Annotated in this window: 21 protein-coding genes; 9 read left to right on the plus strand and 12 right to left on the minus strand. The window is 70.4% G+C overall.

What is annotated here, in order from left to right:
* Window positions 1-57: 57 nt before the first annotated feature.
* Complete coding sequence (locus tag AC3ERS_RS19395) at window positions 58-996, plus strand: GlxA family transcriptional regulator (protein WP_431969424.1); 939 nt, start codon at window positions 58-60, stop codon at window positions 994-996.
* Between the two features lie 55 nt (window positions 997-1,051).
* Here AC3ERS_RS19395 and AC3ERS_RS19400 read toward each other — a convergent pair whose 3' ends face one another.
* Window positions 1,052-1,594 (minus strand): LppU/SCO3897 family protein, encoded by a 543-nt coding sequence (locus AC3ERS_RS19400; RefSeq protein ID WP_431969426.1) that lies wholly within the window; start codon window positions 1,592-1,594, stop codon window positions 1,052-1,054.
* Window positions 1,595-1,840: 246 nt separating this feature from the next.
* Here AC3ERS_RS19400 and AC3ERS_RS19405 point away from each other — a divergent pair, with 246 nt between their 5' ends.
* Window positions 1,841-4,549, plus strand: coding sequence for an AAA family ATPase (locus AC3ERS_RS19405; protein WP_431969428.1), 2,709 nt, complete (start codon window positions 1,841-1,843; stop codon window positions 4,547-4,549).
* A 4-nt stretch (window positions 4,550-4,553) separates the two neighbouring features.
* On the opposite strand, the gene AC3ERS_RS19410 is transcribed toward AC3ERS_RS19405, so the two are convergent.
* Entirely contained in the window at window positions 4,554-5,729 is a 1,176-nt protein-coding gene (locus AC3ERS_RS19410) for an NAD(P)-binding protein (protein WP_431969430.1), read from the minus strand.
* A complete protein-coding gene (locus tag AC3ERS_RS19415) occupies window positions 5,726-6,376 on the minus strand; it encodes a TetR/AcrR family transcriptional regulator (protein WP_431969432.1) in 651 nt (216 codons plus the stop codon). The genes AC3ERS_RS19410 and AC3ERS_RS19415 overlap by 4 nt, the downstream gene beginning before the upstream one ends.
* A 156-nt stretch (window positions 6,377-6,532) precedes the next feature.
* On the opposite strand from AC3ERS_RS19415, the gene AC3ERS_RS19420 reads away from it, so the two are divergent.
* The 3 genes from AC3ERS_RS19420 to AC3ERS_RS19430 all read left to right on the plus strand — a co-directional run bounded on the left by AC3ERS_RS19420 (window position 6,533) and on the right by AC3ERS_RS19430 (window position 9,506).
* The gene (locus tag AC3ERS_RS19420) at window positions 6,533-7,393 is read left to right on the plus strand and encodes a helix-turn-helix domain-containing protein (protein ID WP_431969434.1); all 861 of its coding nucleotides are present in this window, start codon (window positions 6,533-6,535) and stop codon (window positions 7,391-7,393) included.
* 83 nt (window positions 7,394-7,476) lie between these two features.
* Window positions 7,477-8,871 (plus strand): APC family permease, encoded by a 1,395-nt coding sequence (locus tag AC3ERS_RS19425; protein ID WP_431969436.1) that lies wholly within the window; start codon window positions 7,477-7,479, stop codon window positions 8,869-8,871.
* 143 nt (window positions 8,872-9,014) lie between these two features.
* Entirely contained in the window at window positions 9,015-9,506 is a 492-nt protein-coding gene (locus AC3ERS_RS19430; protein WP_431969438.1) for a hypothetical protein, read from the plus strand.
* A gap of 204 nt (window positions 9,507-9,710) precedes the next feature.
* Here the strand turns inward: AC3ERS_RS19430 and AC3ERS_RS19435 are convergent, their stop codons facing one another.
* The gene (locus tag AC3ERS_RS19435) at window positions 9,711-10,136 is read right to left on the minus strand and encodes a DUF4254 domain-containing protein (RefSeq protein ID WP_431969440.1); all 426 of its coding nucleotides are present in this window, start codon (window positions 10,134-10,136) and stop codon (window positions 9,711-9,713) included.
* Between the two features lie 133 nt (window positions 10,137-10,269).
* Window positions 10,270-10,866 (minus strand): P-loop nucleotide/nucleoside kinase family protein, encoded by a 597-nt coding sequence (locus AC3ERS_RS19440; protein WP_431969442.1) that lies wholly within the window; start codon window positions 10,864-10,866, stop codon window positions 10,270-10,272.
* 138 nt (window positions 10,867-11,004) lie between these two features.
* Here AC3ERS_RS19440 and AC3ERS_RS19445 point away from each other — a divergent pair, with 138 nt between their 5' ends.
* Window positions 11,005-11,502, plus strand: coding sequence for a peroxynitrite isomerase (locus AC3ERS_RS19445; RefSeq protein ID WP_431969444.1), 498 nt, complete (start codon window positions 11,005-11,007; stop codon window positions 11,500-11,502).
* 25 nt (window positions 11,503-11,527) lie between these two features.
* On the opposite strand, the gene AC3ERS_RS19450 is transcribed toward AC3ERS_RS19445, so the two are convergent.
* The gene (locus tag AC3ERS_RS19450) at window positions 11,528-12,865 is read right to left on the minus strand and encodes a serine/threonine-protein kinase (protein WP_431969446.1); all 1,338 of its coding nucleotides are present in this window, start codon (window positions 12,863-12,865) and stop codon (window positions 11,528-11,530) included.
* 205 nt (window positions 12,866-13,070) lie between these two features.
* Here AC3ERS_RS19450 and AC3ERS_RS19455 point away from each other — a divergent pair, with 205 nt between their 5' ends.
* Together AC3ERS_RS19455 and AC3ERS_RS19460 are read left to right on the plus strand one after the other, a co-directional pair.
* Window positions 13,071-14,207 carry a BTAD domain-containing putative transcriptional regulator gene (locus AC3ERS_RS19455; RefSeq protein ID WP_431969448.1) on the plus strand — a complete coding sequence of 379 codons (1,137 nt, stop codon included), beginning with the start codon at window positions 13,071-13,073 and terminating at the stop codon, window positions 14,205-14,207.
* Window positions 14,208-14,312: 105 nt separating this feature from the next.
* Complete coding sequence (locus AC3ERS_RS19460; RefSeq protein WP_431969449.1) at window positions 14,313-14,654, plus strand: peptidoglycan-binding domain-containing protein; 342 nt, start codon at window positions 14,313-14,315, stop codon at window positions 14,652-14,654.
* A 46-nt stretch (window positions 14,655-14,700) separates the two neighbouring features.
* Here AC3ERS_RS19460 and AC3ERS_RS19465 read toward each other — a convergent pair whose 3' ends face one another.
* The 5 genes from AC3ERS_RS19465 to dxr form a co-directional block, all read right to left on the minus strand.
* Window positions 14,701-16,488, minus strand: a complete 1,788-nt coding sequence (locus AC3ERS_RS19465; protein WP_431969450.1) for a penicillin-binding transpeptidase domain-containing protein — start codon at window positions 16,486-16,488, stop codon at window positions 14,701-14,703.
* A gap of 117 nt (window positions 16,489-16,605) precedes the next feature.
* On the minus strand, window positions 16,606-17,469 hold the full coding sequence (locus tag AC3ERS_RS19470; protein WP_431969451.1) for a GNAT family N-acetyltransferase: 864 nt from the start codon (window positions 17,467-17,469) through the stop codon (window positions 16,606-16,608).
* 69 nt (window positions 17,470-17,538) lie between these two features.
* Window positions 17,539-18,696 (minus strand): flavodoxin-dependent (E)-4-hydroxy-3-methylbut-2-enyl-diphosphate synthase, encoded by a 1,158-nt coding sequence (ispG, locus tag AC3ERS_RS19475; protein ID WP_431969452.1) that lies wholly within the window; start codon window positions 18,694-18,696, stop codon window positions 17,539-17,541.
* 153 nt (window positions 18,697-18,849) lie between these two features.
* Complete coding sequence (locus tag AC3ERS_RS19480) at window positions 18,850-20,046, minus strand: M50 family metallopeptidase (protein ID WP_431969453.1); 1,197 nt, start codon at window positions 20,044-20,046, stop codon at window positions 18,850-18,852.
* 236 nt (window positions 20,047-20,282) lie between these two features.
* Entirely contained in the window at window positions 20,283-21,422 is a 1,140-nt protein-coding gene (gene dxr, locus AC3ERS_RS19485) for a 1-deoxy-D-xylulose-5-phosphate reductoisomerase (protein ID WP_431969454.1), read from the minus strand.
* Window positions 21,423-21,576: 154 nt separating this feature from the next.
* Between dxr and AC3ERS_RS19490 the strand changes: the two genes are divergently transcribed.
* The gene (locus AC3ERS_RS19490; RefSeq protein WP_431969455.1) at window positions 21,577-21,846 is read left to right on the plus strand and encodes a DUF2631 domain-containing protein; all 270 of its coding nucleotides are present in this window, start codon (window positions 21,577-21,579) and stop codon (window positions 21,844-21,846) included.
* 80 nt (window positions 21,847-21,926) lie between these two features.
* On the opposite strand, the gene AC3ERS_RS19495 is transcribed toward AC3ERS_RS19490, so the two are convergent.
* Complete coding sequence (locus tag AC3ERS_RS19495; protein WP_431969456.1) at window positions 21,927-24,539, minus strand: ATP-binding protein; 2,613 nt, start codon at window positions 24,537-24,539, stop codon at window positions 21,927-21,929.
* Between the last annotated feature and the right edge of the window lie 86 nt (window positions 24,540-24,625).

Below are 24,625 nucleotides of genomic sequence, written 5' to 3' on the forward strand. Positions count from 1 at the left end.
TGCGACCAGACCCGATGTGTGGATGGCGGGAATCCGTTGCCTGGGTAAGTTAGGGCCATGCACGTGGTCGCCGTACTGGCCCTGGATCGGGTGATCCCCTTCGATCTGTCCACCCCGATCGAGGTCTTCACCAGGACCCGCCTGCCGGACGGACGCTCCGCCTACCAGGTCCGTGTCTGCGCCGAGCGGCCGGAGGTCGACGCGGGCGCGTTCAGATTGCACGCGCCGTGGGGCCTGGACGGATTGTCCGGAGCCGACACCGTGATCGTGCCCGGCGTCGCCGACCCGACCGCCGCGCCCTCGCCCGCGATCGCCGATGCCCTGCGGCGAGCGGCCGCGGCGGGCACCAGGATCGCATCCATTTGCACAGGCACCTTCCCGCTGGCCGCCACCGGATTGCTGAGCGGTCTGCGCGCCACTACGCATTGGGCCGCCGCCGACGCGCTCGCGAGCGCACACCCCGACATCGCCGTCGATCCCGGCGTTCTCTACGTCGACAACGGCCAGATCCTCACCTCCGCGGGCGCGGCCGCGGGTCTGGATCTGTGCCTGCACCTGATCCGCCGCGACTACGGGTCGGCCGTGGCCGCCGACGCCGCCCGGCTGTCGGTCATGCCGCTGGAGCGCGAAGGCGGGCAGGCCCAGTTCATCATTCAGTCGTTGCCGCCGACGCCGCGCGGCTCCACGCTGGAGCCGCTGCTGATGTGGTTGCAGGACAACCTCTCCCGCAATCTGATCCTCGCCGAGATCGCCGCCGCGGCGGGCACCAGCACGCGCACCCTGCTGCGGCAGTTCCGCGAGCAGACCGGAACCACCCCGCTGCAATGGCTGCACCGCGCCCGCGTGCACCGCGCCCAGCACCTGCTGGAGACCACCGACCACACCGTCGAGCGCATCGGCGCCCAAGTCGGTTTCGGCTCCCCCACCGCCTTCCGCGACCGCTTCAAACGCACGACGGGCATCAGCCCCGACGCCTACCGGCGCACCTTCCGCTGACGAACGACGACCGGCCGCACCGAAAGCGGTGCGGCCGGTCCTTGCGTCGCGCGTGTCAGCTCTTGGGGCTGCCCAGGCAGAAGGTGGTCTTGGGCTCGGCCAAGGTGAGGAACTTGTCGGCGTCCTCGCCGCACAGCTGCTCGTCGGCCTGGCCGTCGATACGCTGCACGACCTTGAAGCTGGCTTCCGAGGCGGTGCAGGCCACGAACTTGTAGCCGGTGAGCATGCTCTCGTTGTAGCAGAGGCCCTGCTTGAAGTTCGGGGCCAGGCACAGGAACGCGGTGGTGCCGCCGTTGAGGGTCTCCTCGTAGGAGGTGTAGTCCTCGTGGCATTCGGTCTTGTTGTCGAAGACCTGCACGACCTTGTAGACGGCCTTGTCCGACGAGCAGTCCACCGGCTCGGTCTTGGAGTCGATCATCGATCCCTCGATGACGTTGATGCAGTCGCCCACGTTCGCGCGGGCGGTGTCGGACTTCCCGGCATCCTGGACCACCTGGGCGCCCTTCTCGACCGCCGAACAGCCGAGCGCGCCCAACGCGGCGACCGTGGCGAGCGCCAGCGGAAGCCGCGTGAGAATGCCAGAACCAACGAATTTCATTCGTGTCACTTTCTCGTCGATGCGAAGGCGGCCGACCGGAGTACCCCTCGTGGCGTCGAAAACTCCGGCCGTCGCCGTGCCCTTCGGCGCATCCCCCGGAGGGTCGCGATCGGCCTCGAACACCCAATCGCACAATCGTGCGGACAGCATCCGGGAAATCACGGGAATGCCCCGTGACGTTCCAGCACCCGTTAAGCTCGGCCCGGATTGTTTCGCGGCAGGTTTGCCGGAAGTCGGCGGAGGGTCATGGTCGAGCGCGCTTTCGTGGGACGCCGCGCTCAGCTCGCCACGCTCGATGACGCCCTGGAATCGCCCGATGGCCCGTGGGTGCTGCTGGTCGACGGGCAGGCGGGCATCGGCAAATCCCGGTTGCTCGCCGCGCTCGCACCGGCCGCCGCCCGCCGGGGACTGCGGGTGCTCGCGGTCACGGCCACCGAGGACGAGCAGTCGCAGCCGCTGCACGTGATTCACGATGTGCTGGAACGCCTCACCGACGCCGGGGCGGACGTGTCGGACGTGCCTTCCGATGGCGACCTCACCCCGGTCGGCCGCGCCCTGCGCAAGCATCTCGCCGCGACCGGCACGCTGCTCGTCGTCGACGACGCCCACTGGGCCGACGCCGAATCCGTGCGCGCGCTGGCCTATCTCGTCCGCAATCGCCCCGCGCCGTCTTTCCGGCTGCTGCTCTCCTATCGCTCCGGACAGTGCCCGGCCGCCCTCACCCGGGTGCTGACCGCGACCCACGCCGCGACGCGGTCGGTGCGGGTGCCGCCGTTCTCGGAAGACGACGTCGCCGCCCTGCTGCCGGAGGCGACGGCCGCGCGCCGCGATCGGCTGCTCGCCGCGTCCCGCGGCAACCCGCTCTATCTGCTGCTGCTCGCCGACCTCCCGGATCGAGAGGTGCAGCGGGCGATCGACGGCGAGGACCCGGCCGAGGGCGACTACCCGGGCCTGGATCGCACGCTGCGCGCCGAGCTGGCGCAACTGCCGCGCCGGGAACGGCTCGTCGCACAGGCCGCGGCCCTGTGCGGAGCCCACGCCGATCTCGAACTACTTTGTGCCACAGCCGAATTGCCGATCGACGAAGTCGCCGCCGCGCTGGACGAGTTGAGCCGACGCGGCCTGGTGCACGTCGCAGGATCATCGGTGACGTTCGGCCACCCGCTGATTCGCACCGCCGCGCATCGGCTGGCGGGCGCGGGCTGGCGCACGGCCGCGCACCGCAGGGCCGCCGTGCTGCTCCGGCATCGCGGCGCCGCCCTGCCCGCGCTGGCCCGCCACCTCGAACTCGGCCTCCTCGGCACCGACCCGGTCGCCGCGGCGGAGCTGAAAGGCGCGGCGACGGAGGTGCTGCCGAGTGCGCCCGCCACCAGTGCGCGGTGGATCGCCGCGGCCATGCGGGCAGCTCCCGGCGGGCAGCCCGAACCGCCCGAGGACCGGCTGTTGCTCGGGCGTGCGCTACTGCTGTCGGGAGCGGGCGCTCAGGCGCGCGAAGCGCTCGAACCCCTGATCGCGAGTCCGGGACCGAATCGGCTGGAAGCGCTGTTGCTTTCGGCGCGCTGCGAACGCATGCTCAGCCGGGTCGACCTGGCGCGGGCGCTGCTGGCCACGGCCGCCGAGCTGCCGCTGCTGCCCGGCGACGGACCCGTCCAGCTCGAGCTGGCCATCCTCGAGATGCAGGATCATCAAGACGCCGAAAGCCAGGCCCGGCTGGACGCGCTGTTCGCCTCCGAGGCCGTCGCCGATCCCGCGGTGCGCGCGGCCGCGACGGCGCTGCGCTGCCTCGGCGCGGTGGCCGAACTGCGCATCGAGGCGGCCCGTGCGGGATTCGAGCAGGCCGACCGGGAATTCGAGCGGCTCGACGACGGCGGGCTGCGAGAGGTGGTGCACGTGCTGCCCGCGCTGGGCTGGTCGGCGTACTTCCTCGACACGCAGGCACGAGGTTTGGCGCACCTGGACCGTGCGGTGCTGGTCAGCCGCCGCTTCGGGCGCAGCTACGCGCTGGCCGAACTGCACACGGTGCGCGCGTATTGCCTGCTGAAGCTGGGCCGCGTCGGCGAGGCGCTGGCCGCCGCCGAGGACGCCGACGACCTGGCCCGCCGGTTCGGCTATGCCGATCTCGTCCCGTTCGCGGGTGCGCTCGCTCTCCGCGCACTGCAACTGACCGCGCCGCGCGAGGACGTGCTCCGGCAGTGGGAGGCGATCTCGGGCTTGCCGCGACCGGTGATGCGCTGGTGGCGGCAGGTGGTGGAGTCGACGGTGCACGAGGTCGGGGTGCGCCTCGGTGTGCTCGATCCCGGCGTCGAAGCGCCCGTCGGCGACCGGCCGGGGCCGATGCAGCCGACCCAGCTGGCGCGGTACGCGGATCTCGCTCTTGCCCACGGTGATCGCGACACGGCACTCCAGCTCGTCGGCCGAGCCGAGATAGCCGCCGCGCACCTCGGACTACCGAGCCAACTGGCCGCCGCGTCCCTGGCTCGCGCCGAATACTGCTGCGCGACCGATGATCTCGACTCCGCCGAGGCCGCGACGACCGCCTCCGCCGCGCGGTTCGACCTGGCCGACATGCCGGTCGATCACGCGCGGGCGATGCTGCTCGCCGCGCAGATCGCCGGGCGGCGTGGCGATTTCACGCTGGCCACCCGGCGCCTGGCCGGTGCGCGCGAGACGTTCGTGGCCGCGGGCGCGACCCAGCCTGCGGCCGCGGCGACCTCGCTCCAGCGACGGCTGGCCGGTGGCCGGGCGCCCGGCGGGTCGGCGACGCTGACGCCGCGTGAGCGCGAGATCGCCGAACTCGCCGCGCGCGGCCATCCGAACAAGGAGATCGCCCACCGGCTCTACCTCAGCCCACGCACCGTCGAGGACCATCTGAGCCGCATCCTGCGCAAACTGGATCTGACCGGTCGCGCGGGCATCGCGCACAAGCTCGGCGAGCTGGATTCGCCAGGGACCTGAGCGATCACGGCCGGACCACAGTGGACGCGCCCGAACGCAGCGCGGCCGTCGCCTCGCGCGCGGCGTGCAGGGCGCTGTTGATCGAGATCTCGCCGCGCATTCCCGGCGCGGCCACCATGTCGCCCACGAGGTAGACGCCGTCGCCCCGATCGACGGCGGGCCGGTCGCGCCAGGTGTAGCCGGGCAGATCCAGTGCGCCCGTGCGGTTCTTGGCGGTGGCGGTGCGCTGGAAGGTGACGCGGTCGCGCCACCCTGGCACGCACAGATCGGCGAAGTCCGCCAGGCGCTGATGCGCTCCGCGCGGGGATTCGCCGTCGCGCACCGGCATCTGGAGCTGGAACAGCGACTCCCCCTGCGGGGCAACCGTGTCGTCCTGCATGGTGTAGCTCTCGTGGAAGCCGCCCTCGTCGAGGTCGAACACGATCGAGCGGTCGCGGCGATCCGCGGTGACGGCGAGGTCGAGCAGTACGCAGTAGCCGCCGGCCCAGGTCAGGCTGTCGTCGCCGAGCAGGCCGCGCGCCGCGTGCACGTCGGTGGCGACGATCACCGGGCCGCCTGCGGGCAATCCGTCCACGCGCGAACCGGTTTCGACGACGACGCCGAGCTCGGTCGCACGGGCGGCCATCCGATCGATCACGCGCTGCCACCCCCCGCGCACCCACCGCACGGCGGGGATGGGCGCGCTGAACACTCGCTGGAACAGCTCCCACACGAACGCCGCCGAGAGCCTGCCGGTGTCGGCGTCGTAGGTGACCACGCTGATCGCGTTCGCCATGCGGTCCGCCGCCGCCTCGCCCCATCGGCCCGACGCCCACGTCCGGAAGTCGACGTCGACCGGCGCGGTGAGCCCGAGCCGCGCCTGGGCCCGCAGCATCCGGACGGGCGGCCGCCGCCGGAGCACGCCGTCGATGCGGAAGCCGAATTTCGCCGCGTCCGACATCGAGGGCCAGCCGAGGTCGGCCACGAAACCGCGCTTCTTCAACCAGGTGTAGTGCGGTCCGTCGGCGTAGAACACGTGCGCTCCCTCGTGCGCGACGTGCGGCGCGGCTGTAGCTCGCGCGCGGCCGCCCAGCGTCCGGTGCGCCTCGTACAGCCGGACCGGGACGCCTGCCTCGGCGCACGCGATGGCCGCGGTGAGACCGGCCAATCCGCCGCCGATGACGGTGATGTGTGTGTTCACGGTGCTTCCTCTCCTCGGTGGCCCGCCCAGTCAAGCCGGGCGGCGACCAGCTCCGCAGTGGCACGCAGATAGCGGTCTTCCTCGACGGACGCCGGGTGGTCGCCGTCGAAGATGTCGCGGATCAGCCAGAAATGCGCGAGGGCGCCGACCAGCACGGCGGCCGTGGCCGCCCAGTCCTGCTCGCCGTGTCCTGGTCCGGCCAGCTGGGACAGCGCCCGCGTCACCACCGACATCACGACGCCGTATTCCTCGCGCTGGAAGACCTCCAGCACGCCGGAATCGATCGAGTTGTCGCGCAACAGGATCCGGGTCACGTCGCGATCGTGGTCCAGCCGCTCCAGACCGACGCGGCACAGCGCGAGCAGCCGGTCGACGACCGTACCTCCCGGCGTCGCCCCGTCGAGCAGCGCGACGAACGAGAAGTCCGGATCGAGGAAGGTCTCCCATTCCGCGCGCTCGGTCAGTCGGGTGCGCACCGCCTCGACCAGCAGTTCGTCCTTGGATCGGAAGTGCCGGTACAGCGCCCCCGATCCGCCGGAAAGCCCTGCGGCCTGCTCGATCTGGGCCACCGAGGTCCGCGCGAAACCCTGTTCGCCGAACAGCCGGAGGGCCTCGTCGATGATCCGCTCCCGCGACGTCCTGCTCATCCGGCCTCCGGTTCCACCGCTCTGCAAGTAACCACTTACTTACATTGAAGGCGAAGGTCCGATGGCATGCAACCCCCAAGTCTCTGTGGGCCGGAATCCCCCGAATCCGTGCGGAACACGGCGGTAGGCTCGCGCTGTCACACGAAAGGATTTGAGATGGCGGGCAAGCGCACGGTTCTCACGGCCGGTCTGCGCCGCCTCGCGGCGTTGCTGACCGAGATGCGCGACACGGTCGGGCTCAGCAAAGAGGAAGTCAGCGGGCGGACCGGGATCAACGTGACGACCCTGTACCGGATCGAACAGGCCCAGGCGCGTCCACAGCGCCGCACTCTGAACACGCTGCTCGACCTCTACGATGTGGAACCCGATCGGCGCAGGTACGCACTGGATCTGCTGTCGGACGCGCAGAAGCCCGGCATGTCCCGGCCGTGGGAAGCCAATCTCACCGAGGTGTACGCGGCCTACATCAACTTCGAGTCCGAGGCGCTCTCGGCCCGGCACTATCAGACTTCTTTCATCCCCGGCCTTTTGCAGACGCCGCAGTACGCGCTCGCGGTGATCGACACGTCCATGCCGAAGGTCGAGACCGCGATCATGGAGAGCCGCGTCCACGCCCGGCTGAACCGAGCGGTGGTGCTCACCAAGGAGAAACCGCTCGAGCTATGGGTGGTGCTGGACGAAGCGGCGATCCGCCGGGTGGTCGGCGGACCGGAGACCATGTGCGGCCAGCTCCAGAAGCTGCTCCAGGAGAGCAAGCGGAAAAACGTGATCTTGCAGATCCTTCCGTTCGACGCGGGCGCGCACCCCGGCATGGCGGGATCGTTCACGCTGCTCGACTTCGAGGACCCCAACGACCCCGAACTGGTGTACGTGGAGGGCATCGCGGGCGACACACTGGTGGAGGGCCACAACGAGGTCCGCCGCTTCGGCGTGATCTTCGACCAGCTCAGGGCGATGGCGCTGAGCCCGCGTGATTCGGTCGCGTTGATCGAGAAGATCGCCGCAGGAATGAGCTAGCGTTCCGGGGTGTTCCGGCGACTGGCTCGCCGGAAGAATGGGTACTCCAAGGTCCCATCCGCAACCGCGCACAGGAGTCTCCGATGGCCGATGTGACCGCTGAATCGCCCGCCACGCCCGAACCCAGTCTGCATCGGGTGATGGGACCTGGCCTGCTGCTGTTGTTCGTCGTCGGCGATATCCTCGGCACCGGCATCTACGCACTCACCGGCCGGGTGGCCGCCGAGGTCGGCGGCGCGGTGTGGGCGCCGTTCGTCGTCGCGTTCCTCGTCGCCCTGGTCACCGGGCTGAGTTACCTCGAGCTGGTCACCAAATATCCGCACGCCGCGGGCGCCGCCCTCTACACGCACAAGGCGTTCGGCATCCACTTTCTCACCTTCATGATCGCCTTCGCGGTGCTCAGCTCCGGCATCACGTCGGCCGCCACCGCCTCCCGCGCGTTCGCGGCGAACTTCGCCGAGGCCTTCGAATTCGAGGTCGGCACCGGAATCGCGATCACCGCCGTCGCGCTGGCGTTCATGGCCGTCGTCGCGGCGATCAACCTGCGCGGCGTCAGCGAGGGCGTCAAGCTGAACGTGCTGCTCACCTGCGTGGAGCTGACCGGCCTGCTGATCGTCATCGCGATCGGGCTGTGGGCGCTCGGCTTCGGCAACGGCGATTTCGGCCGCATCACCGAATTCCAGACCGGCGAGCGCAGCGCGCTCGGCGGCGTGATCGTGGCGACCACGCTGGCCTTCTACGCCATGGTGGGTTTCGAGGACTCGGTGAACATGGCCGAGGAGTGCAAGGAACCGACCCGGATCTTCCCCAAGGTGCTGCTCACCGGATTGCTCGTCACCGGAACGATCTACGTGCTCGTCTCGATCACCTCGGTCGCCCTTGTGCCCGCCGAACAACTCGGCGAAGGCGACACCCCGCTGCTGAAGGTGGTCGAAGTCGGCGCGCCCGGATTCCCGACGCACATCTTCGCGTTCATCACCATGTTCGCCGTCGCCAATTCGGCGCTGATCAACATGCTGATGGCGAGCAGGCTTCTCTACGGCATGGCGCGGCAGGGCGTCGTGCCGCACGCCTTCGGGCAGGTGCACGCCCGGCGGCGCACGCCGCAGATCGCGATCGCCTTCACCACGCTGCTCGCCCTCGGTCTGATCGCCTTCGTCGGCGAGGTGCCCGAACTCGGCGGCACCACCGCGCTGCTGCTGCTCGCGGTGTTCACGGTGGTCAACGTGGCGGTGCTCGTGCTGCGGCGGGATCCGGTCGCGCACAAGCATTTCCGCACGCCGACCGCGCTGCCCGTGGTCGGCGCGCTGTCTTGCGGCTTCCTGGTGACGCCCTTCACCGATCGCAATCCCGAGCAGTACGTGATCGCCGGCGTGCTGCTGGCCATCGGTGTCGGGCTCTGGCTGGTGAACCAGCTGGTGATCCGGCGCCAGCGCACCGAGCCCGCGACACCCGCGACACCGACGCCCGAGCCGTGATCCCGGACCGGAAACACCGACGTTCGCGCAGGTGAGCGGGCCGAGGCAGCACGCGGAATACGGTCGGCCGCAGCCGATCACCTGCCCGGTGTGACCGATCACCGGGATGACGCCGGGCGGCGGTGTCGGTAGAGTGAGCGCCGATGACCAGCATGGAAGCCCGTCTCGGCGACGCTACCCGGACGGTGCCGCTGCCCAGTCCGTGGAACGTCAACGCCTACCTGGCCGAGGTGGCGGCGCACCGCGGGCGCTCTATCTCGCTGCAGCCGGTGCCCGCCGAGATCCTGGCCGAAAACGGTTGTCGCGGCAAGGGTCTATGGGTGGCGCGCAAGTTCGACGACATCATCGTGTACGACGCCGAGGCCACCGAGCGCAACGCCGACCACATCATCCTGCACGAGATCGGGCACATGCTGCTCGGGCACGGCAGGGACGACTCCGAGCCCGCCGCGCCGCTGTCGCCGAAGCTGGCCGCGCTGCTGCCCTCACTGGCGGCGCAGCATGTGCTGGGACGCAACGAGTTCGGCGCGGAGCGCGAGCAGGAGGCGGAGGTGTTCGCCGATATGACCATGGTGTACGCGACGCTGCCGCGAGCGCGCGGGCGCGGGTTCCGGCTCTTCGGGCGCGGGCGCTGAGAATTCGGGCGCGGGCGCTGAGTCGTCAGGCGCGGGCGCTGAGTCGTCAGGCGCGGGCGCTAGGTCTTCGAGCGCGGGCGCGGATTGCGGCTCTTCGGGCGTGCGCGCTGAGTCCTCTGACGGGCGCTGGGGTATATCACGCGCGGGCGCAGGGGATTTCGGGCGCGGCCAGGATCTTCGAACGCTGGCGCTGGACACGGTCGGTCACCGCGCGCTCTCGGTCTGTAGCGCGTCGACCAGGTCCTGATAGCGGTCGGCGAGTTCGACCACTTGGAGCCACGCGTCGTAGAACACCGGGTCCGGTGCGGCCGACAGCGGGACGCAGGCCTGCGCGACGAGCTGCGCCAACCGGTCCACCATGCCACCGACGGTCTCGTTGTGCGCGTGCGCGCCGCTGCCGGGCACCGGCGTCGCCAGCGTCATCCACCGGTCGATGGACCGGACCAGCTGGACGCGCCGCCGGTCCAGCTTCGCCATCTCGTAGCGCGGTGTGCGCTCGCGCAACACGTGCAGCTGCGCCAGCTCGCCTGCCGCCTCCAGCATCGGGTGGTCGTCGTGTGGCAATCCCCGGCAGGCCGCGACCAGCTGCTCCTTGCCGGGCACCATCCAGTTGTCGGTCGTCTCGGACATCGCACCGCCTCCCCGAACCACGTGATCCTCGGAGCCGCGCCGCGGCGGGAACCGGACAATCCGACCGCCCACCGCGCCCGCGCATGCCATGTACACCAGAGATGTATCACCCGCGGCCGAATTCCGCGGCGCTTCAACCAAGATCGATCGACGACACACCCGTGGCGAAGGCGGCGATCACGTCCAGTCCCGGCCGGTACTCCCCCGCGGTGTCCACCTCGAGAGCGGGCCCGTCCAGCCGCACCCGCTGGAAGGCATCGTGCCGCGCGCCGAGCGCCGCCCGATCCGGTTCGCCCGGCGCGGAATGGACGCGCCGTAGCGGCTCCGCGCGCCTGCGGTGACCGATACGAGCGACCGCGACATCCCGGTCGACGACACAGTGCAGAAACCGGAGGTCGGCCAGCGCGGTCAGCGGCGCCAGCCCCGGCCGCCAGAGCCGGTCCTGGAAGGCCGCCTCGGCCACGGTGTCGACGCCCGCTCGCGTCAGGACGGTGAGCACCTCGAAGAAGGTGCCGAGGGTCCGCAGCGCGAGTTCGTCCTCCGGCGCGGGCCGGAACGCGGGATCGGCGTGCGCCATGCCCTGCTTGATCTCGTCGCGGCTGATGACCGGCCACCCGACGGCCCGGCCGAGCTCGTGGGCCAGGGTCGTCTTCCCCGAACCCGGCGGGCCGCTGACGACCACCAGCCGCGGGCGGCGTCCGGGGAGAGGACGTTGGTTCGCGTCTGTCACGTGGTCCGAGATTACGGACCGAGGACCGGCCCGGCGCGCCGCTCGGCGGCGGTCTCGCGGCGGCGCGCACCACCCCTCACCGGTGCAATTTCGGGACTCGGGGAGCACGACGCCTGGCACCGGTCTAGGCTGTCCGCCGTGGTCGCACCCCAACCCTCCGTCGCTCCCCACCCGGATATCGCACCCCTCGCCTCGTTGCTCGGCACGTGGCGCGGCGGCGGGCACGGTGAATACCCGACCATCGAATCGTTCGACTACCTGGAGGAGATCCGGTTCGGTCACCTGGGCCGCCCGTTCCTCACCTACCGCCAGCGCACCCGCGCGGCCGACGGCAGCAGGTCGATGCACGCCGAGACCGGCTACCTGCGCTGCCCGCGGCCCGATCACGTCGAGCTGATCCTCGCCCACCCGACGGGCATCACCGAGATCTGCGAGGGCGGGCTCACCATCACCGACGGCGAACTGCACATGGAGTTCGACTCCACCAGCATCGGGCGCAGCAGCACGGCGAAGATGGTGACCGCGCTCAACCGGTCGTTCCGGCTCACCGGCGACACCATCGACTACACGCTGCGGATGGCCGCGGTCGGCGAACCGATGACCCACCACCTCGCCGCCACCCTGCACCGAGCCTGACTCCGCAGGCCCTGACCATGCGGACTCAGGGCGGCCCGATCGCCACACAGGACTCGAACTCGCCGCTCGCGTCGCGATAGCGCGGCCAGCGCATCGCGCCCGAGGTCTGCGGCCCGAACACGCCGTCTCGATCCAGACCGTGCAGATCCTGGACGTAGAGCACGGCCAGGCCGGTCGCGGTGCTGTAATCGCCGTCACCGTCGGCCAGCTCCCGCTGGTAGCACCGGCGCAGCGCGTCCTGGAGTGCGCGGACACCCTCGATCGGCGCGGCCCGCGGCGCGCCGGGGCCGCCCGGATGGGAGTCGACGTAGGACAGGATGCAGCGGCGTCCGCCATCGTTCGTGGTGGGGAGCACGATGTGGTATCCGTCACCGGTGGGTACCTCGGTGGTGAAGTAGCAACGCGGCGAGACACCCGGCGCGCCCGTAGGCTCGGTCGACGCTCGCGAACCGGCATCGGCCCGCAGCGACCACAGCACGGCCGCGCCCGCGACCACCACGGCGAGAACCGCACCGGCCGCCACCCGACCGCGCGTGCCGAATCGACGCTTCGGGTTGGCCGGCACCGCCTCCGCTCGCACCGCCTCGGTCAGCGCCGCCGCCAGCTCGCCGCACGTCCCGTAGCGCTCTTCCGGCTCCCCCGCCATGGCTTTGGCCAGCACCGCACCGATGCCCGCTGGCAGTTGGTCCCGGTCGGCGAGCACCGCGTCGGGCAATCGGCCGGTCAGCAGTTCGTAGCAGGTGACGCCCAGCGCGTAGACATCCGCGCGCCGGTCGACGTGTCCGCCGCTGCGCTGTTCCGGTGGCGCGTAGGGCGCGGTGAACGTCCTGACGCTCGTATCGATCTGGGTGGCGGCGGGATCCGTCCGGCGCGCGATGCCGAAATCACCGACCAGCACCCGGTCCGCGCCCGCGTCGCCGGGCGCGACGAAGATGTTGGCGGGCTTCACATCCCGGTGCACGACATGGTTTTCGTGCGCGTAGTCGAGCGCTTTGGCCGCCTCGGTCACGATGTGCACCGCGCGGCCGACCTCGACGCCCGACCGGCCCGCACCGACCAGCGCCGCCGCGTCACCGCCCGGCACGTACCGCATGGACATCCACAGCGCGCCGTCTTCCTCGCCGAAGTCCTTGACGTCCACGATGTTCGGATGGTCCAGTCCGGCCGCCAGCTGTGCCTCGCGACGGAACAACGCGGTGTACTCGGGATCGTCGCGACCCGCGCCGACCACTTTCAGCGCCACCCGCATCGGCAGTGTCGGGTGCTTGGCGAGATACACCGTGCCCATCCCGCCGGAACCGAGCCGTCGTTCGATCTGATGACCCGCGAACACCGAACCGGCGACCAACTCCGCAGCGACCACCCTCCGCGCACCTCCCTGTGCCACCGCATCCGTGAGATCGGCACTCCACCTGCGTGAACCGCCTCGCGGCCCCGCGCCCCGCGCGGCGGTTTCGGCCCGAAGGGCTCCGCCGCCGACCGCGGGCAATGCGTATGCTGAATCCACTCACCGTCGCCTTCGCTTCGCGAGACGACTTGGCGCGCAGTGTAGTTGGGAGGCATGTGCAGTGGCCACGGCTGGTCCCGATCGGCCCTCGCTCGACGTGCGGATACTCGGCCCGGTGCGGCTGCTGGTCGACGGACTGCCCATCGCGCTGTCCGGCGCGAAACCCCGTGCGCTGCTGGCGATTCTGGTGGTCAACCGCCGTCAGGGCGTCCCTAAGACCGCACTGCTCCACGCGATCTGGGGCGACGACCCGCCACCGCGCGCCATGGACGGCCTCTACGCGTACGTGTCGAATCTGCGTACCGTCCTGCGCGGGGCCGGAATTCCCGATCGCGACGTCCTGCGCACCGTCGACGCGGGCTACCTGCTCGACATCACCGACGACGAGTGCGACGTCGGCCGTTTCGAGGCGGCGCGCACCCGTGGCGCCGCTGCCCTGCGCAACGGCGACTCGCGCACGGCCGCAGCATGTTTCGCGGATGCGCTGACCGAGTGGGGCGGCACACCGGTGACGGGCCTGCACGAACTCGGCTTCGCCGCCAACTTCGCCACCGACATGACCGAGCGCAGACTCGACGTGCTCGCCGACCGGATCGCCGCCGATATCGCCGACGGGCGCGCGAGCGCGGTGATCGGTGAGCTGACCGCGTTGACCGCCGAACGCACCGTGGACGAACGCGTGTGGCGACTGCTGGCCAGGGCGCTGTACGTGTCAGGACGGCAGGCCGACGCGCTGACCGCCTTCCGGCAGCTGCGGCACGACCTGGTGGAGGAACTGGGCGCCGATCCGCAGCCGGAGACCGTGGAGCTGGAGGAAGCGATACGCAACCATCGGCTGCCGCCGGAGTCGCCCTCCGCCCGGGGCGCCACCACCCGCGACGTGCCGCGCATCCGGCGCCGGGCCTGGCTGTGCGTCGGCGACGGCGACCGGATTCCGGTGCCGCCCTCGGGTCTGCGCATCGGCCGCGAGTCCGACAACGACATCGTGCTCGACGACGCGCGGGTCAGCCGCAAGCACGCGCGCATCCTGCATCGCGACGACGGGATCTTCATCAGGGACCGGGATTCGGCCAACGGGGTGTACGTGAACGAGGTGCCGATCCGTGCCGATACTCCGCTCGCGGACGGCGATGTCATCCGGGTGGGATCGACCCGGCTGCGGTACGGAGCGAGCGAGGAACCCGCGGCACCGGCCTGACCAGGCGATTGCAGAAAGTCTCGAGAATCACCGAAGGCACGGCTCCTAGCTTGCTCATTGGGAGCATCGCTCCCGGACCGTAGCACTCGACAATGGAGGATTCCCATGTCTTTTCGCACGCTGATCGCCGCCACCGCCCTCGCCGCCGGTCTGCTGACCGCGACCGCGCCCGCGTGGGCCGCCCCGGCCCCGACCGACGCCGACCCCGCCCAGCGCGGCAAGGGCTGCGGCTACACCGACTCGTTCCCGACCATCAGCAGCGGAAGCCGCGGCGACGCCGTCCGTCAAGCGCAGTGCCTGCTGCAGTTGCACGGTTACGGGGTGGCGATCGACGGGGCCTTCGGGCCGGACACCCAGGCGGCGGTGCTGGACATCCAGGCCGCGTACGGCCTGAAGGTCGACGGCGTGGTCGGGCCGGACACGTGGGCCGTGTTGTACTCGTACTGATTTCGCGGGCGTCGCCGCTCAGGCGGCGACGCCCACACCGCTTCGCTCAGTAGCCCGCGGGCAGCGCGGCGAACATGTCGCGGGTCACCGCCACCGCGTTGTCCGAGCTGCCGCCTTTGACCAGCAGCGTCGCGAAGGCGATGTCGCCGCGGTACCCGACGAACCACGAGTGCGAGCCGCCGTCGACCTCGGCCTCGCCCGTCTTGCCGTACACGTCGCCCTGATCGGCGATGCGTTCCGCGGTGCCGCCGGTGACCACCTTGCGCATCATGACGCGCAATCCCTCGATCACCTCCGGCGCTATCGCGGGCCGCTCCCCTTCGACGGCGGTGGGCCGCCCGGCGATCAGGTACGGCACGGGCGCCGTGCCGTACGCGATGGTCGCGGCCATCACGGCCATGCCGAAGGGGCTGACCACCACCTTGCCCTGCCCGATCCCGTCCTCGGTGCGCTGCACCATCTGGTCGGCGGACGGGACCGATCCGGACGCCGTGGGCAGTCCGACCACCGAATAGTTCTGGCCCACACCCAGTTTCGCGGCGGTGACGTGCAGCGCGTCGGCGGGCAGCTCGCTGGCCAGCTTGGCGAAAGAGGTGTTGCACGACCGTTCGTAGGCGGTGGCCATCGGCACGCTGCCGACCGTGAAGTGGTTGTAGTTCGGAATGGTGCGCTCGCCGATGACGATGCTGCTCGGGCAGGGCAGCACGGTATCGGGCGTGGCCAGTCCGGCGGCCATGGCCGCCGCGGCCGTCACCGTCTTGAACACCGAGCCGGGCGGATACTGGCCGATGGTGGCCACCGGTCCGTCGCGGTCCGCCGCCTCGTTCTGCGCGACCGCCAGGATCGCGCCGGTGGACGGGCGAAGCACGACCATCATGGTCTGCTCGGTGCGCACATCGACGGCGCTCTGGGCGGCGTTCTGCACGTAGCGGTCGATGCTCAGCGCGAACGACGGCGCCGGTTGCGCGGGCACCTCGGTGAGCACGGCGGTGTCGGCGCCGTTGGCGTTCATGGTCACCACGCTCCAGCCCGACTTGCCGTCCACCTCGGCGATCACGGTCTGGCGCACCTGCGTCATCAGGTCGGGAGCGAAATGGCGGTCGGCCGCGACCAGGTCCCATTCCTGAGTGAGCGTCACTCCGGGCAGCCCGATCAGTCCGGAGCCGACCTGGTTGTATTCGATCTCGGTGAGCAGTAGCACCGTGTGGGCGCCCTTGGTGTTCTTCGCCGCCTTCAGGATCGCTTCGGGGGTGAGCCGCTCGTCGAAACGCGACAGCGCCCTGGACAGCGCGGCCGCCACCGCGGCGGGGTCGGTGGCGTCGGCGGCGGTGAAGGCGACGCGGGACACCTTGCCCGGCACCAGCACATCGCTGCCGGATTGCTCGTTCACCCTGGCGCGTGGGGCCGGGTTCGCGCGCAGTTCCAGCGTTTGGGTGTCGCCGAGCTCGGGGTGGATATTCGATGACGTCCACCGCACCATCCAGCGTCCGCCACTGCGGCCCATCTGTAGCTGGCCGGCGTAGGTCCAGGTGCGGTTCTTCGGCAGGCGCCACTCGTAGGTGTAGTCGACGGTGGCGGTGTCGCCGGTGACCCTGGCCGCGCCCGTCCGCGTGGTGAGCTGTTCGGCCTGTAGGTTCTGCCACGCGGAAGTCAGTGCGGCGGTGGCCTTCTCGGGCTGCGTGGTGAGCTCGGCGGCTGCGGTCACATCGTGGTCGGCGAAGGCCGCGACGAAGGCGTCGGCCGCGGGCGCGGGGCCCCGCGGACCGGGCGAGCAGCCCGCGGCCGCGGCGGCGAGCACCGCGACGGCCAGCGGAATCAGCATGCGTGTCGACATTGCTGCCGATGGTAATGGCCAACATCGGGCAAACGCCTGCGGCGCACCGCATCTCGGCGACGGAGATGGGACCCGCGTCCGGTGACGCGGGCGATCTCGGCCGATCGGTCCGAGATCTCAGTCCAGCAGGACGGTGGCGAAGGTCGCGATCTGGCGGAATCCGACCCGGCCGTAGGCCCGGCGGGCCACGGTGTTGAAGTCGTTCACGTACAGGCTCGCGGTCCGTCCGGAGGCCACCACCGCGTTGGCCACCGCCGCCGTGCCCGCCGTACCGACGCCTTTGCCGCGCCGATCCGGATGCACCCACACGCCTTGGATCTGGCCGGTGCGCCGAGACAGCGACCCGACCTCGGCCTTGAAGACCACCTCGCCGTCCTCGAAACGGGCCCAAGCCCGGCCGGATTCGATGAGGTGCTGGATGCGGCGCCGGTAGCCGCGGCCGCCGTCGCCCGCCCTCGGGTCGACGCCGACCTCCTCGATGAACATCGCGATCGCCGCGTTCAGGTAGCGGTCCAGCTCCTCGGGCCGCGCCCTGCGGACCTGCGGGTCGGCCGTGGCCAGCGCGGGCTGGCCGAGCGCGAGCAGCGGCTGGGTGCCGCGCAGTTCTCGCTCCGGTCCCCAGCGTTCGCTGAGCATCTCCCACAGCGGCAGGGCCAGTTCTCGGCGGCCGACGACCGAGGAGCACACGCGCGGCCAGCGGGTCGCGCGGTCGGCGAACGCGCGCAACGCGTCGTGGTCGCCCCGCAGCGGCACCAGGTTGGCTCCGGAGAAGCAGAGGGATTCGGCGGGCCCGCCGCGGCTCCACAGCTCACCGTGCCCGCCTCTGGCGTCCAGGCCGAATTCCTGCAATCGGGCCGCGATCATGCACGAGGCGACCGGATCGCTGTCGAGCACTCGCAGGACCTGCGCCAGATCCCGGTTGGCGAGCTGACGCGCGGGGGCGAACTTCGCCCGTCGCGTCGGCTCCAGCAGACTCCGCACAATCGACAGCCTGCCACGAACTCGGCCGATGCGGTACGGGTCGCCGAAACCCGCTGGTCCTGACCGGTCTCAGCTGACGGTGACGACCGGCTCCCCCGCGCCCTCCTGCTCGCCCATCTCCTCGGCGATCCGCATCGCCTCCTCGATCAACGTCTCCACGATCAAATGCTCGGGCACGGTCTTGATCACCTCACCCTTGACGAAGATCTGACCCTTGCCATTACCCGACGCCACCCCCAGATCCGCCTCCCGCGCCTCACCCGGACCGTTCACCACACAACCCATCACCGCGACCCGCAACGGCACCTCCATGCCCTCCAGACCCGCGCTGACCTCGTTGGCCAAGGTGTACACGTCGACCTGCGCACGACCACACGACGGACACGACACGATCTCGAGCTTGCGCGGACGCAGGTTCAGCGACTGCAGGATCTGACCACCGACCTTCACCTCCTCGGCCGGAGGCGCCGACAACGACACCCGGATCGTGTCACCGATGCCCTCGCTGAGCAGCGCACCGAACGCGACCGCGGACTTGATCGTGCCCTGGAACGCCGGACCGGCCTCGGTCACCCCCAAATGCAGCGGGTAATCACACTGCGCGGCCAGCTGACGGTAGGCCTCCACCATGACCACCGGATCGTTGTGCTTGACCGAGATCTTGATATCCCCGAAACCGTGCTCCTCGAACAGGCCCGCCTCCCACAACGCCGACTCCACCAACGCCTCGGGAGTGGCCTTGCCGTATTTCTCCATCATCCGCTTGTCCAACGAACCCGCGTTCACCCCGATCCGGATCGGGACACCGGCCGCACCCGCGGCCTTGGCGACCTCCTTGACCCGGCCGTCGAACTCCTTGATGTTGCCCGGATTCACCCGCACCGCCGCACACCCGGCGTCGATCGCGGCGAAAATGTAGCGCGGCTGGAAATGAATATCGGCGATCACCGGGATCTGCGACTTCCGCGCGATCGTCGCCAACGCGTCCGCGTCCTCCTGACGCGGACAGGCCACCCGCACGATGTCACAACCCGACGCGGTCAACTCCGCGATCTGCTGCAAGGTCGCGTTCACATCGTGGGTCTTGGTGGTGGTCATCGACTGCACCGAAATCGGGTGCTCACTACCCACACCGACACCACCCACCATCAGCTGACGGGTCTTGCGGCGGGGCGCGAGAACGGCCGCGGGTGCGGTCGGCATCCCCAGTCCGATTGTGCTGGTCACTTTCGGCTGCCTACTTTCGTCCGTGTGCTGCGGGCCGTTCGCCTACCGAGCTTAGCCGCGCTCGATGGACCACCACCCTGTGACGCCCGTGACACGGCCTGACAACGGGTTGTCCCGCGATTGCCCGCGACAGGTTACCCCGCCAGGGAGAACTCAGGGAAACAGCCGGATCGGGTTCACGATATCGGCGGCCAGCGTCAGCACCATGTACGCGCCGCCGAGTACCACGGCGACGTAGGTCGCGGGCAACAACTTGAGGTAGTCGACCGGACCGGCGGGCGCGAGGCCGCGCCAGCCGCGGACGGTGTCGCGGAGCTTCTCGTAGAGCACCACCGCCATGTGACCGCCGTCCAGCGGCAGCAGCGGCAGGATGTTGAACGCGCCGAGGAAGAAGTTCAGGCTGGCCAGCATCAGCACGAACACCTGCCACAGGCCGGCCTGGGCGCTTTCGCCGCCGATGCGGCTCGCGCCGTAGATGCTGACCGGGGTCTCCGGGTCGCGCGCACCGCCGGTGACCGCGTCCCACAGCGCCGCGACCTTGGCGGGCATCTGCGCCAGCGACTCGAAGGTGCGCACGAACAGGTCGCCGGTGAAGGACGCCGCGGCGGGGACGGCCGTGACGACGTTGTACTGCTCGATCGGCGGGTTGTCGAGCGTGACGCCGACCGCGCTGACCTGGGTCTTCGCGCCGTCTTTCGCGTAGCGCGTCACCTGCTGCGGCGCGACCGTCACCTGTACCCGCTGTCCGGCGCGGTCGACGGTGTAGGTGATCGGGCCCTGCTGCTTGCGAGTCTGCTCGGTGAACTCCGACCAGGTATCGACCGCGACGCCGTTCACGGCGGTGATGGTGTCGCCGGGCTGGAGCCCGCCCTGCTGCGCGGGGCCGAGACCGGTGCACGCCTGCAACGTCCCGTCGGGGTTCGCGTCCGCGACGCAGCTCAGGGTTCCCACGGTGGGGGTCGGCTCGTCCAGCCGCGGCAGGCCCCACCCGACGGCCAGCACCACGATCAGCAGGAAGCCGAGCACGAAGTTCATGGCGATGCCGCCCGCCATCACGACCATCCGCTTCCAGGTCGCCTGGCGGTACATGGCGCGGTCCAGTTCCTCCGGCCGCACCTCGTCCATGGCGGTCATGCCCGCGATATCGCAGAAGCCGCCGAGCGGGATGGCCTTGACGCCGTATTCGGTCTCGCCGCGGTGGGTGGACCAGAGGGTGGGCCCGAAACCGACGAAGTAGCGGCGCACCTTCATGCCGGTGGCTTGGGCCGCCCACATGTGTCCGCATTCGTGCAGGGCGACCGAGATGAGGATGCCGAGCGCGAACAGCACGAACCCCATGGCGAACACCATTTGCTCTCCAGCCCTCCTGCGTTGCGCAGCTCGTCGACATCCCGCGCACGCGTCGGCGCGGCCGCGAGCACCCCGACCACACTAATGGACGCGGCCGGACCGATTCCGTACCCAGCCCGCGCACAGCCGCAACGCACGTGCAGGTACGCCGCATGGATGCCGCCGGACGAAGTCCATCCCCGATCCTTACGCCTCAGTCTGCCAGCGCGCGGCCGCGCGCGCCGAGAACCGGTGTATCAGGCTCCGACGACGCGCCGGGCGTAGTCGCGCGCCCAGCTGTCGGCGGCGAGCACCTCGGCCAGGCTCTGCGGCTCGGCCCGCCACTGGTCGGCCGCCTCTACCGCGCTGGCCACCGTGCGCACGATCGCCGGAAAGCCGATGAGACCGTCCAGGAACGCCTGCACCGCGACCTCGTTGGCGGCGTTGTAGACCGCCGTCACGCTGCCGCCCGCGGTGCCCGCCTGCCTGGCCAGGTCGACCGCGGGGAACACCTTGTTGTCGACCGGCTCGAAGGTCCAGGTGGACGCGGTCCCGAAATCGCAGGGAGCCGCCGCGCCGGGCACCCGGTCCGGCCAGCCGAGCGCCAGCGCGATCGGCAGCTTCATGTCCGGCGGGCTGGCCTGCGCCAGCGTGGACCCGTCGGTGAAGGTGACCATCGAGTGCACGATCGACTGCGGGTGCACGGTGACATCGATGCGGTCGTAGGGAATCCCGAACAGCAGGTGCGTCTCGATCAGCTCCAGGCCTTTGTTCACCAGCGAGGCCGAGTTCAGCGTGTTCATCAGACCCATCGACCAGGTCGGGTGCGCCTTGGCCTCGGAAGGGCCCACCGATTCGAGCATCTCGGCGGTCCAGCCGCGGAACGGACCGCCCGACGCGGTCAGCACCAGCCGGTCGACCTCCTCTGCGCGGCCGCCGCGCAGGCACTGCGCCAGCGCCGAATGTTCCGAGTCGACCGGCACGATCTGGCCGGGCGCGGCGGCGCGGGTCACCAGCGAACCGCCGGCGACGAGCGACTCCTTGTTGGCCAGCGCGAGCCGCGTGCCCGACTCCAGGGTGGCCAGGGTCGGCTCCAGGCCGAGCGAGCCGACCAACGCGTTGAGCACCACGTCGGCCTCGGTGCGGCGGACCAGTTCGGTCACGGCCGCCGGGCCTGCCAGCGGAATGTCCAGCGCCGCGGCGGCGGCCGGATCGGCGACGGCGACATTGCGGGTCCCGGTGGCCGCCATCTGCGCGGCGAACAGCTCGGTATTGCCACCACGCGCGGCCAACCCGACCACTTCGAACTTGTCGGGGTTCGCGGCGATCACCTCGAGCGCCTGGGTACCAATGGATCCGGTGCTGCCGAGCAGTAGGACTCTCACGATGTCGGACACCAAACCATTGTGGCCTACCGCGACTGCCCTCCGACCGTCCGCGTCGAACGCGGCCCGACTACCAACGACGCGGCGTCGTATGTCACGATATCGAGCAGTAGCCCCACCGAGTGTGTACCGGATGTTCGGTACCCGAACCACCTGAGGAGCGATCGTGGCCGCCACGGAAATCGAACCCGCCAAGAACGAGCGCGCCATCGTCACTCACGTCGACACCGCCGAGGTCCCCTCCGCGGCGTGGGGTTGGAGCGGCGAGTCGCGCCGCACCTTCCGCATCGCGGGCTGGATCGTCGCGTTCGTCCTGGTGGCCATGGTCATCGGCAACCACAAGGGCAAGATCGAAGACCTCTACCTGGTCGGCTTCGCCGCGCTCATCGTGGTCATCCTGGTGCGCGACACGATCCTGCGGCGCAAGCCCCGCTAATTCTTCGCGGCCGCGCACCCCGGTTCACGCCGGGGACGCGGCCGTTGTCGTGCCCGCGTGTCGCCCGGACTCGCCGCGGATCATCCGGCCGACTCCAGGGACCCGTGGAAGACACTGCCTTTCTTCTCCAGCGACCAGCGCTGGATCTCCGCCACGCCGAGCGCGTATCCGGTGAGCTGTTCGAATTCCTTGCGCGCCTCGGCCATCTGCGCGCTGTCCCAACCGAGTTCGCGCGACCGCAGCCTGCGCAAGGTCACCAGCACCCGGTTCAACGGGCACGGCAACGCCTCGTAGGCGAACTCCGCCTCCGCGTAGGCGTTGTCGGCGTCGCTCAACCGGCCCTCGGCCGCCGCAATATCGCCCTGTATCACCAGTGCGTTCGCCGCGCCGAGACGGTCGTCGATCCGGTCGTAGCGATCGGCGGCGGCCCGAATCCGATCCGCGGCCGATGTCAGGTTCTGTTCCGCAAGATCGGCTCTGGCGAGTCCGAGCAGCGCGTTGCCCTGCCCCTGCGGATCGCCGATCCGGCTGCTCGTGCGCAGCGCGCGGTCATAGTCGAGCCGGGCGCCCGCGACGTCCTCCTGCGCCCGCCGCGCCTCGCCGAGACTGAACGAGACATTCGTCAAGCCGACCAGGCCTTCAGGCACCGACCGGAACTTCCGCAGCGCGTCCTGATAATGCTCGACGGCCTCGGGGAAGTGACCGATCGATCGCGCGACGTCGCCCAGGTTCTCGATGGCGTCGCCGAGGGACAGCGGGCCCGCGTTCGTCGCCTCGTGCAGCGCCAAACCGGCGCGGCAGCTGCGCTCGGCCTCGTCGTAGCGGCCCATCACGCGCAGCACGCCGCACATGCGCAAGCGGCAGACGGCCTCGCGCTGCGGAAAGCGTCGCGCCCACACCTGGATCGCCCCTTGGTACGCGCGCAGCGCCTCCGGCAGGCGGGCGCCCGCGCGCAGCAGATGACCTCGTTCCTCGAGCAGCGTTCCCGCGAGGTCGCCGCCCTCGGGCACCGTCGCCAGCGCCAGATCGAGATAGGCCAGCCCCTCCTCGATGCGGCCGGTGGCGCGGAACGCCAGCGAGGCCGCGATCACCAGGTCGACGGACGCGTCCACGACGGTGTCCGAGCGCAACCCCTCGTCGGCCAACGCGCCGACATTGGGCAAGTTCGCCGCCACCTGGGCCCATTCGGCCTCGCCGCCCAGCCCATACGCGCGAGCGACGTGCTCGTGCAGCAGGCGGGTGTGCACCTCGATCACCGTGCGCAACACCTGCTCGTCGGATACTCGCTCGCGCACGAATTCCCGGATCGGCACCAGCGCCCGCATCCGCGAATCCTCCTTCTCCACCAGCGATTTGCGCACCAGCTCGGCGGTGGACGACACGAGTGACACCGCCTGCGGCAGCGCCTCGCCGATCAGTTCCAGGCGCACGCCCGACGGGTGCAGCGCCACGACGAAGAGCACCTGCCGCGCCGTGTCGGTCAACGCCTCGAACGACAGCGCCACCGATACCGATACGCTCGTCGCGCGGTCGGGTGAATCGAAGCCGGGGAAGCACAGCAGCGCGGTGCGCGAGCGCTGCCACTCGCGCAGGAACGCCTCCACCGAGACCTCGCTGAGCCACGCCGCACTGATCACCAGGGCCAGCGGCAGCCCGTCGGCGACGGCTCGGACCGCGGCGAGCCCGGCCCGGTTCTCGGCATTCCTCGGCACCGCATGAGAATCCAGCAGCCGGTCCAGCAGCCGACCGGCGTCCGCTTCGGGTAGCGGGCCGACGTGCAGCACGGTCTCGGCCCCGCTCAATCCGAGTCGCTCCCGGGAAGTCGCCAGCACTCGGCAACTGCGGCACCGGTCGAGGAAGTCGCGCACGAATCGCCGGAAGTCCGTCGCGTGCAGCGCGAGAGCGGTCTCCGCGTTGTCGAGTACCAGCACGGTCTCGGTGCCGTCGACCGTCCGCGCGGTGTCTTGCCAGCTGGTCGCCGGGTCGAGCCCGAACGCCTCGGCGACGGCGGCGGCGAGCGAACTCGTCACGGTCAGCTGCGACAGGTCCACGTAGGCGACCGAGACGTCGTTCAGCCCGGCTGCCGCCGCGCGAGCGAGCTCGGTCTTGCCTGCGCCGGGTGGCCCGGCGAGCGTGACGATCGGGAAATCGGCCAGGGCCGTGCGGATTTCGGCGAGTTCGCGAACCCGTCCGGTGAACACCGCCACCGCCGCGGGCACGTGGCGTGGACGGCGTCGCGTAATAGTCTGCGCGAGCGGCCGGTTCGGCTTGTCCTGCCCCGTACCGCGCCGCAACGCCAGCAGCGCGCGCACCGCCTCGACCAGGCGCGCGATGTGCGCCTCCACCGGCGGCGGCAGCGCGTGCACCCAGTGCTGGCTGCTGAGGAAGTACTCGAGCACGCCGCTCGGCTCGATATCGGCGACCCGGAACGGGACCAGGCTCAGATTGCCCGCCGCGGCGCGTTCGACTTCCCGTCCGACGTGCGCGGACTCGTTGGCGTGGTCGGAGACCACGACCACCATCACCTCACAGTGACGGATCGCCTCGACGATGGCCTGGGGATAGCTGGTGCCCGCCATGATGTTCCGCGGCGCGATCCAGCAGCGAACGCCGACCGCCTCCAGTTCGTGGACAACCGCCTCGGCGAGATTCCGATCTCTCGACGAGTGACTGACGAAGACGTCGCACTCCATTCGCAGGCCCTCCCCGTCGCGTGTTCGACGTCACCCATGCGCTCGGCGTCACCCATGGTAGTGGCGAACGGACGACCCCGGCCATC

This window comes from Nocardia sp. bgisy134, from assembly GCF_057708325.1.

Coding starts and splice junctions, on each gene's coding strand:
- AC3ERS_RS19435 (WP_431969440.1), bottom strand. CDS start 10,136: ATGTCCGAGACGACCGACAACTGGATGGTGCCCGGCAAGGAGCAGCTG.
- AC3ERS_RS19495 (WP_431969456.1), bottom strand. CDS start 24,539: ATGGAGTGCGACGTCTTCGTCAGTCACTCGTCGAGAGATCGGAATCTC.
- AC3ERS_RS19425 (WP_431969436.1), top strand. CDS start 7,477: ATGGCCGATGTGACCGCTGAATCGCCCGCCACGCCCGAACCCAGTCTG.
- AC3ERS_RS19405 (WP_431969428.1), top strand. CDS start 1,841: ATGGTCGAGCGCGCTTTCGTGGGACGCCGCGCTCAGCTCGCCACGCTC.
- AC3ERS_RS19465 (WP_431969450.1), bottom strand. CDS start 16,488: ATGTCGACACGCATGCTGATTCCGCTGGCCGTCGCGGTGCTCGCCGCC.
- AC3ERS_RS19430 (WP_431969438.1), top strand. CDS start 9,015: ATGACCAGCATGGAAGCCCGTCTCGGCGACGCTACCCGGACGGTGCCG.
- AC3ERS_RS19420 (WP_431969434.1), top strand. CDS start 6,533: ATGGCGGGCAAGCGCACGGTTCTCACGGCCGGTCTGCGCCGCCTCGCG.
- AC3ERS_RS19395 (WP_431969424.1), top strand. CDS start 58: ATGCACGTGGTCGCCGTACTGGCCCTGGATCGGGTGATCCCCTTCGAT.
- AC3ERS_RS19415 (WP_431969432.1), bottom strand. CDS start 6,376: ATGAGCAGGACGTCGCGGGAGCGGATCATCGACGAGGCCCTCCGGCTG.
- AC3ERS_RS19400 (WP_431969426.1), bottom strand. CDS start 1,594: ATGAAATTCGTTGGTTCTGGCATTCTCACGCGGCTTCCGCTGGCGCTC.
- AC3ERS_RS19480 (WP_431969453.1), bottom strand. CDS start 20,046: ATGGTGTTCGCCATGGGGTTCGTGCTGTTCGCGCTCGGCATCCTCATC.
- AC3ERS_RS19460 (WP_431969449.1), top strand. CDS start 14,313: ATGTCTTTTCGCACGCTGATCGCCGCCACCGCCCTCGCCGCCGGTCTG.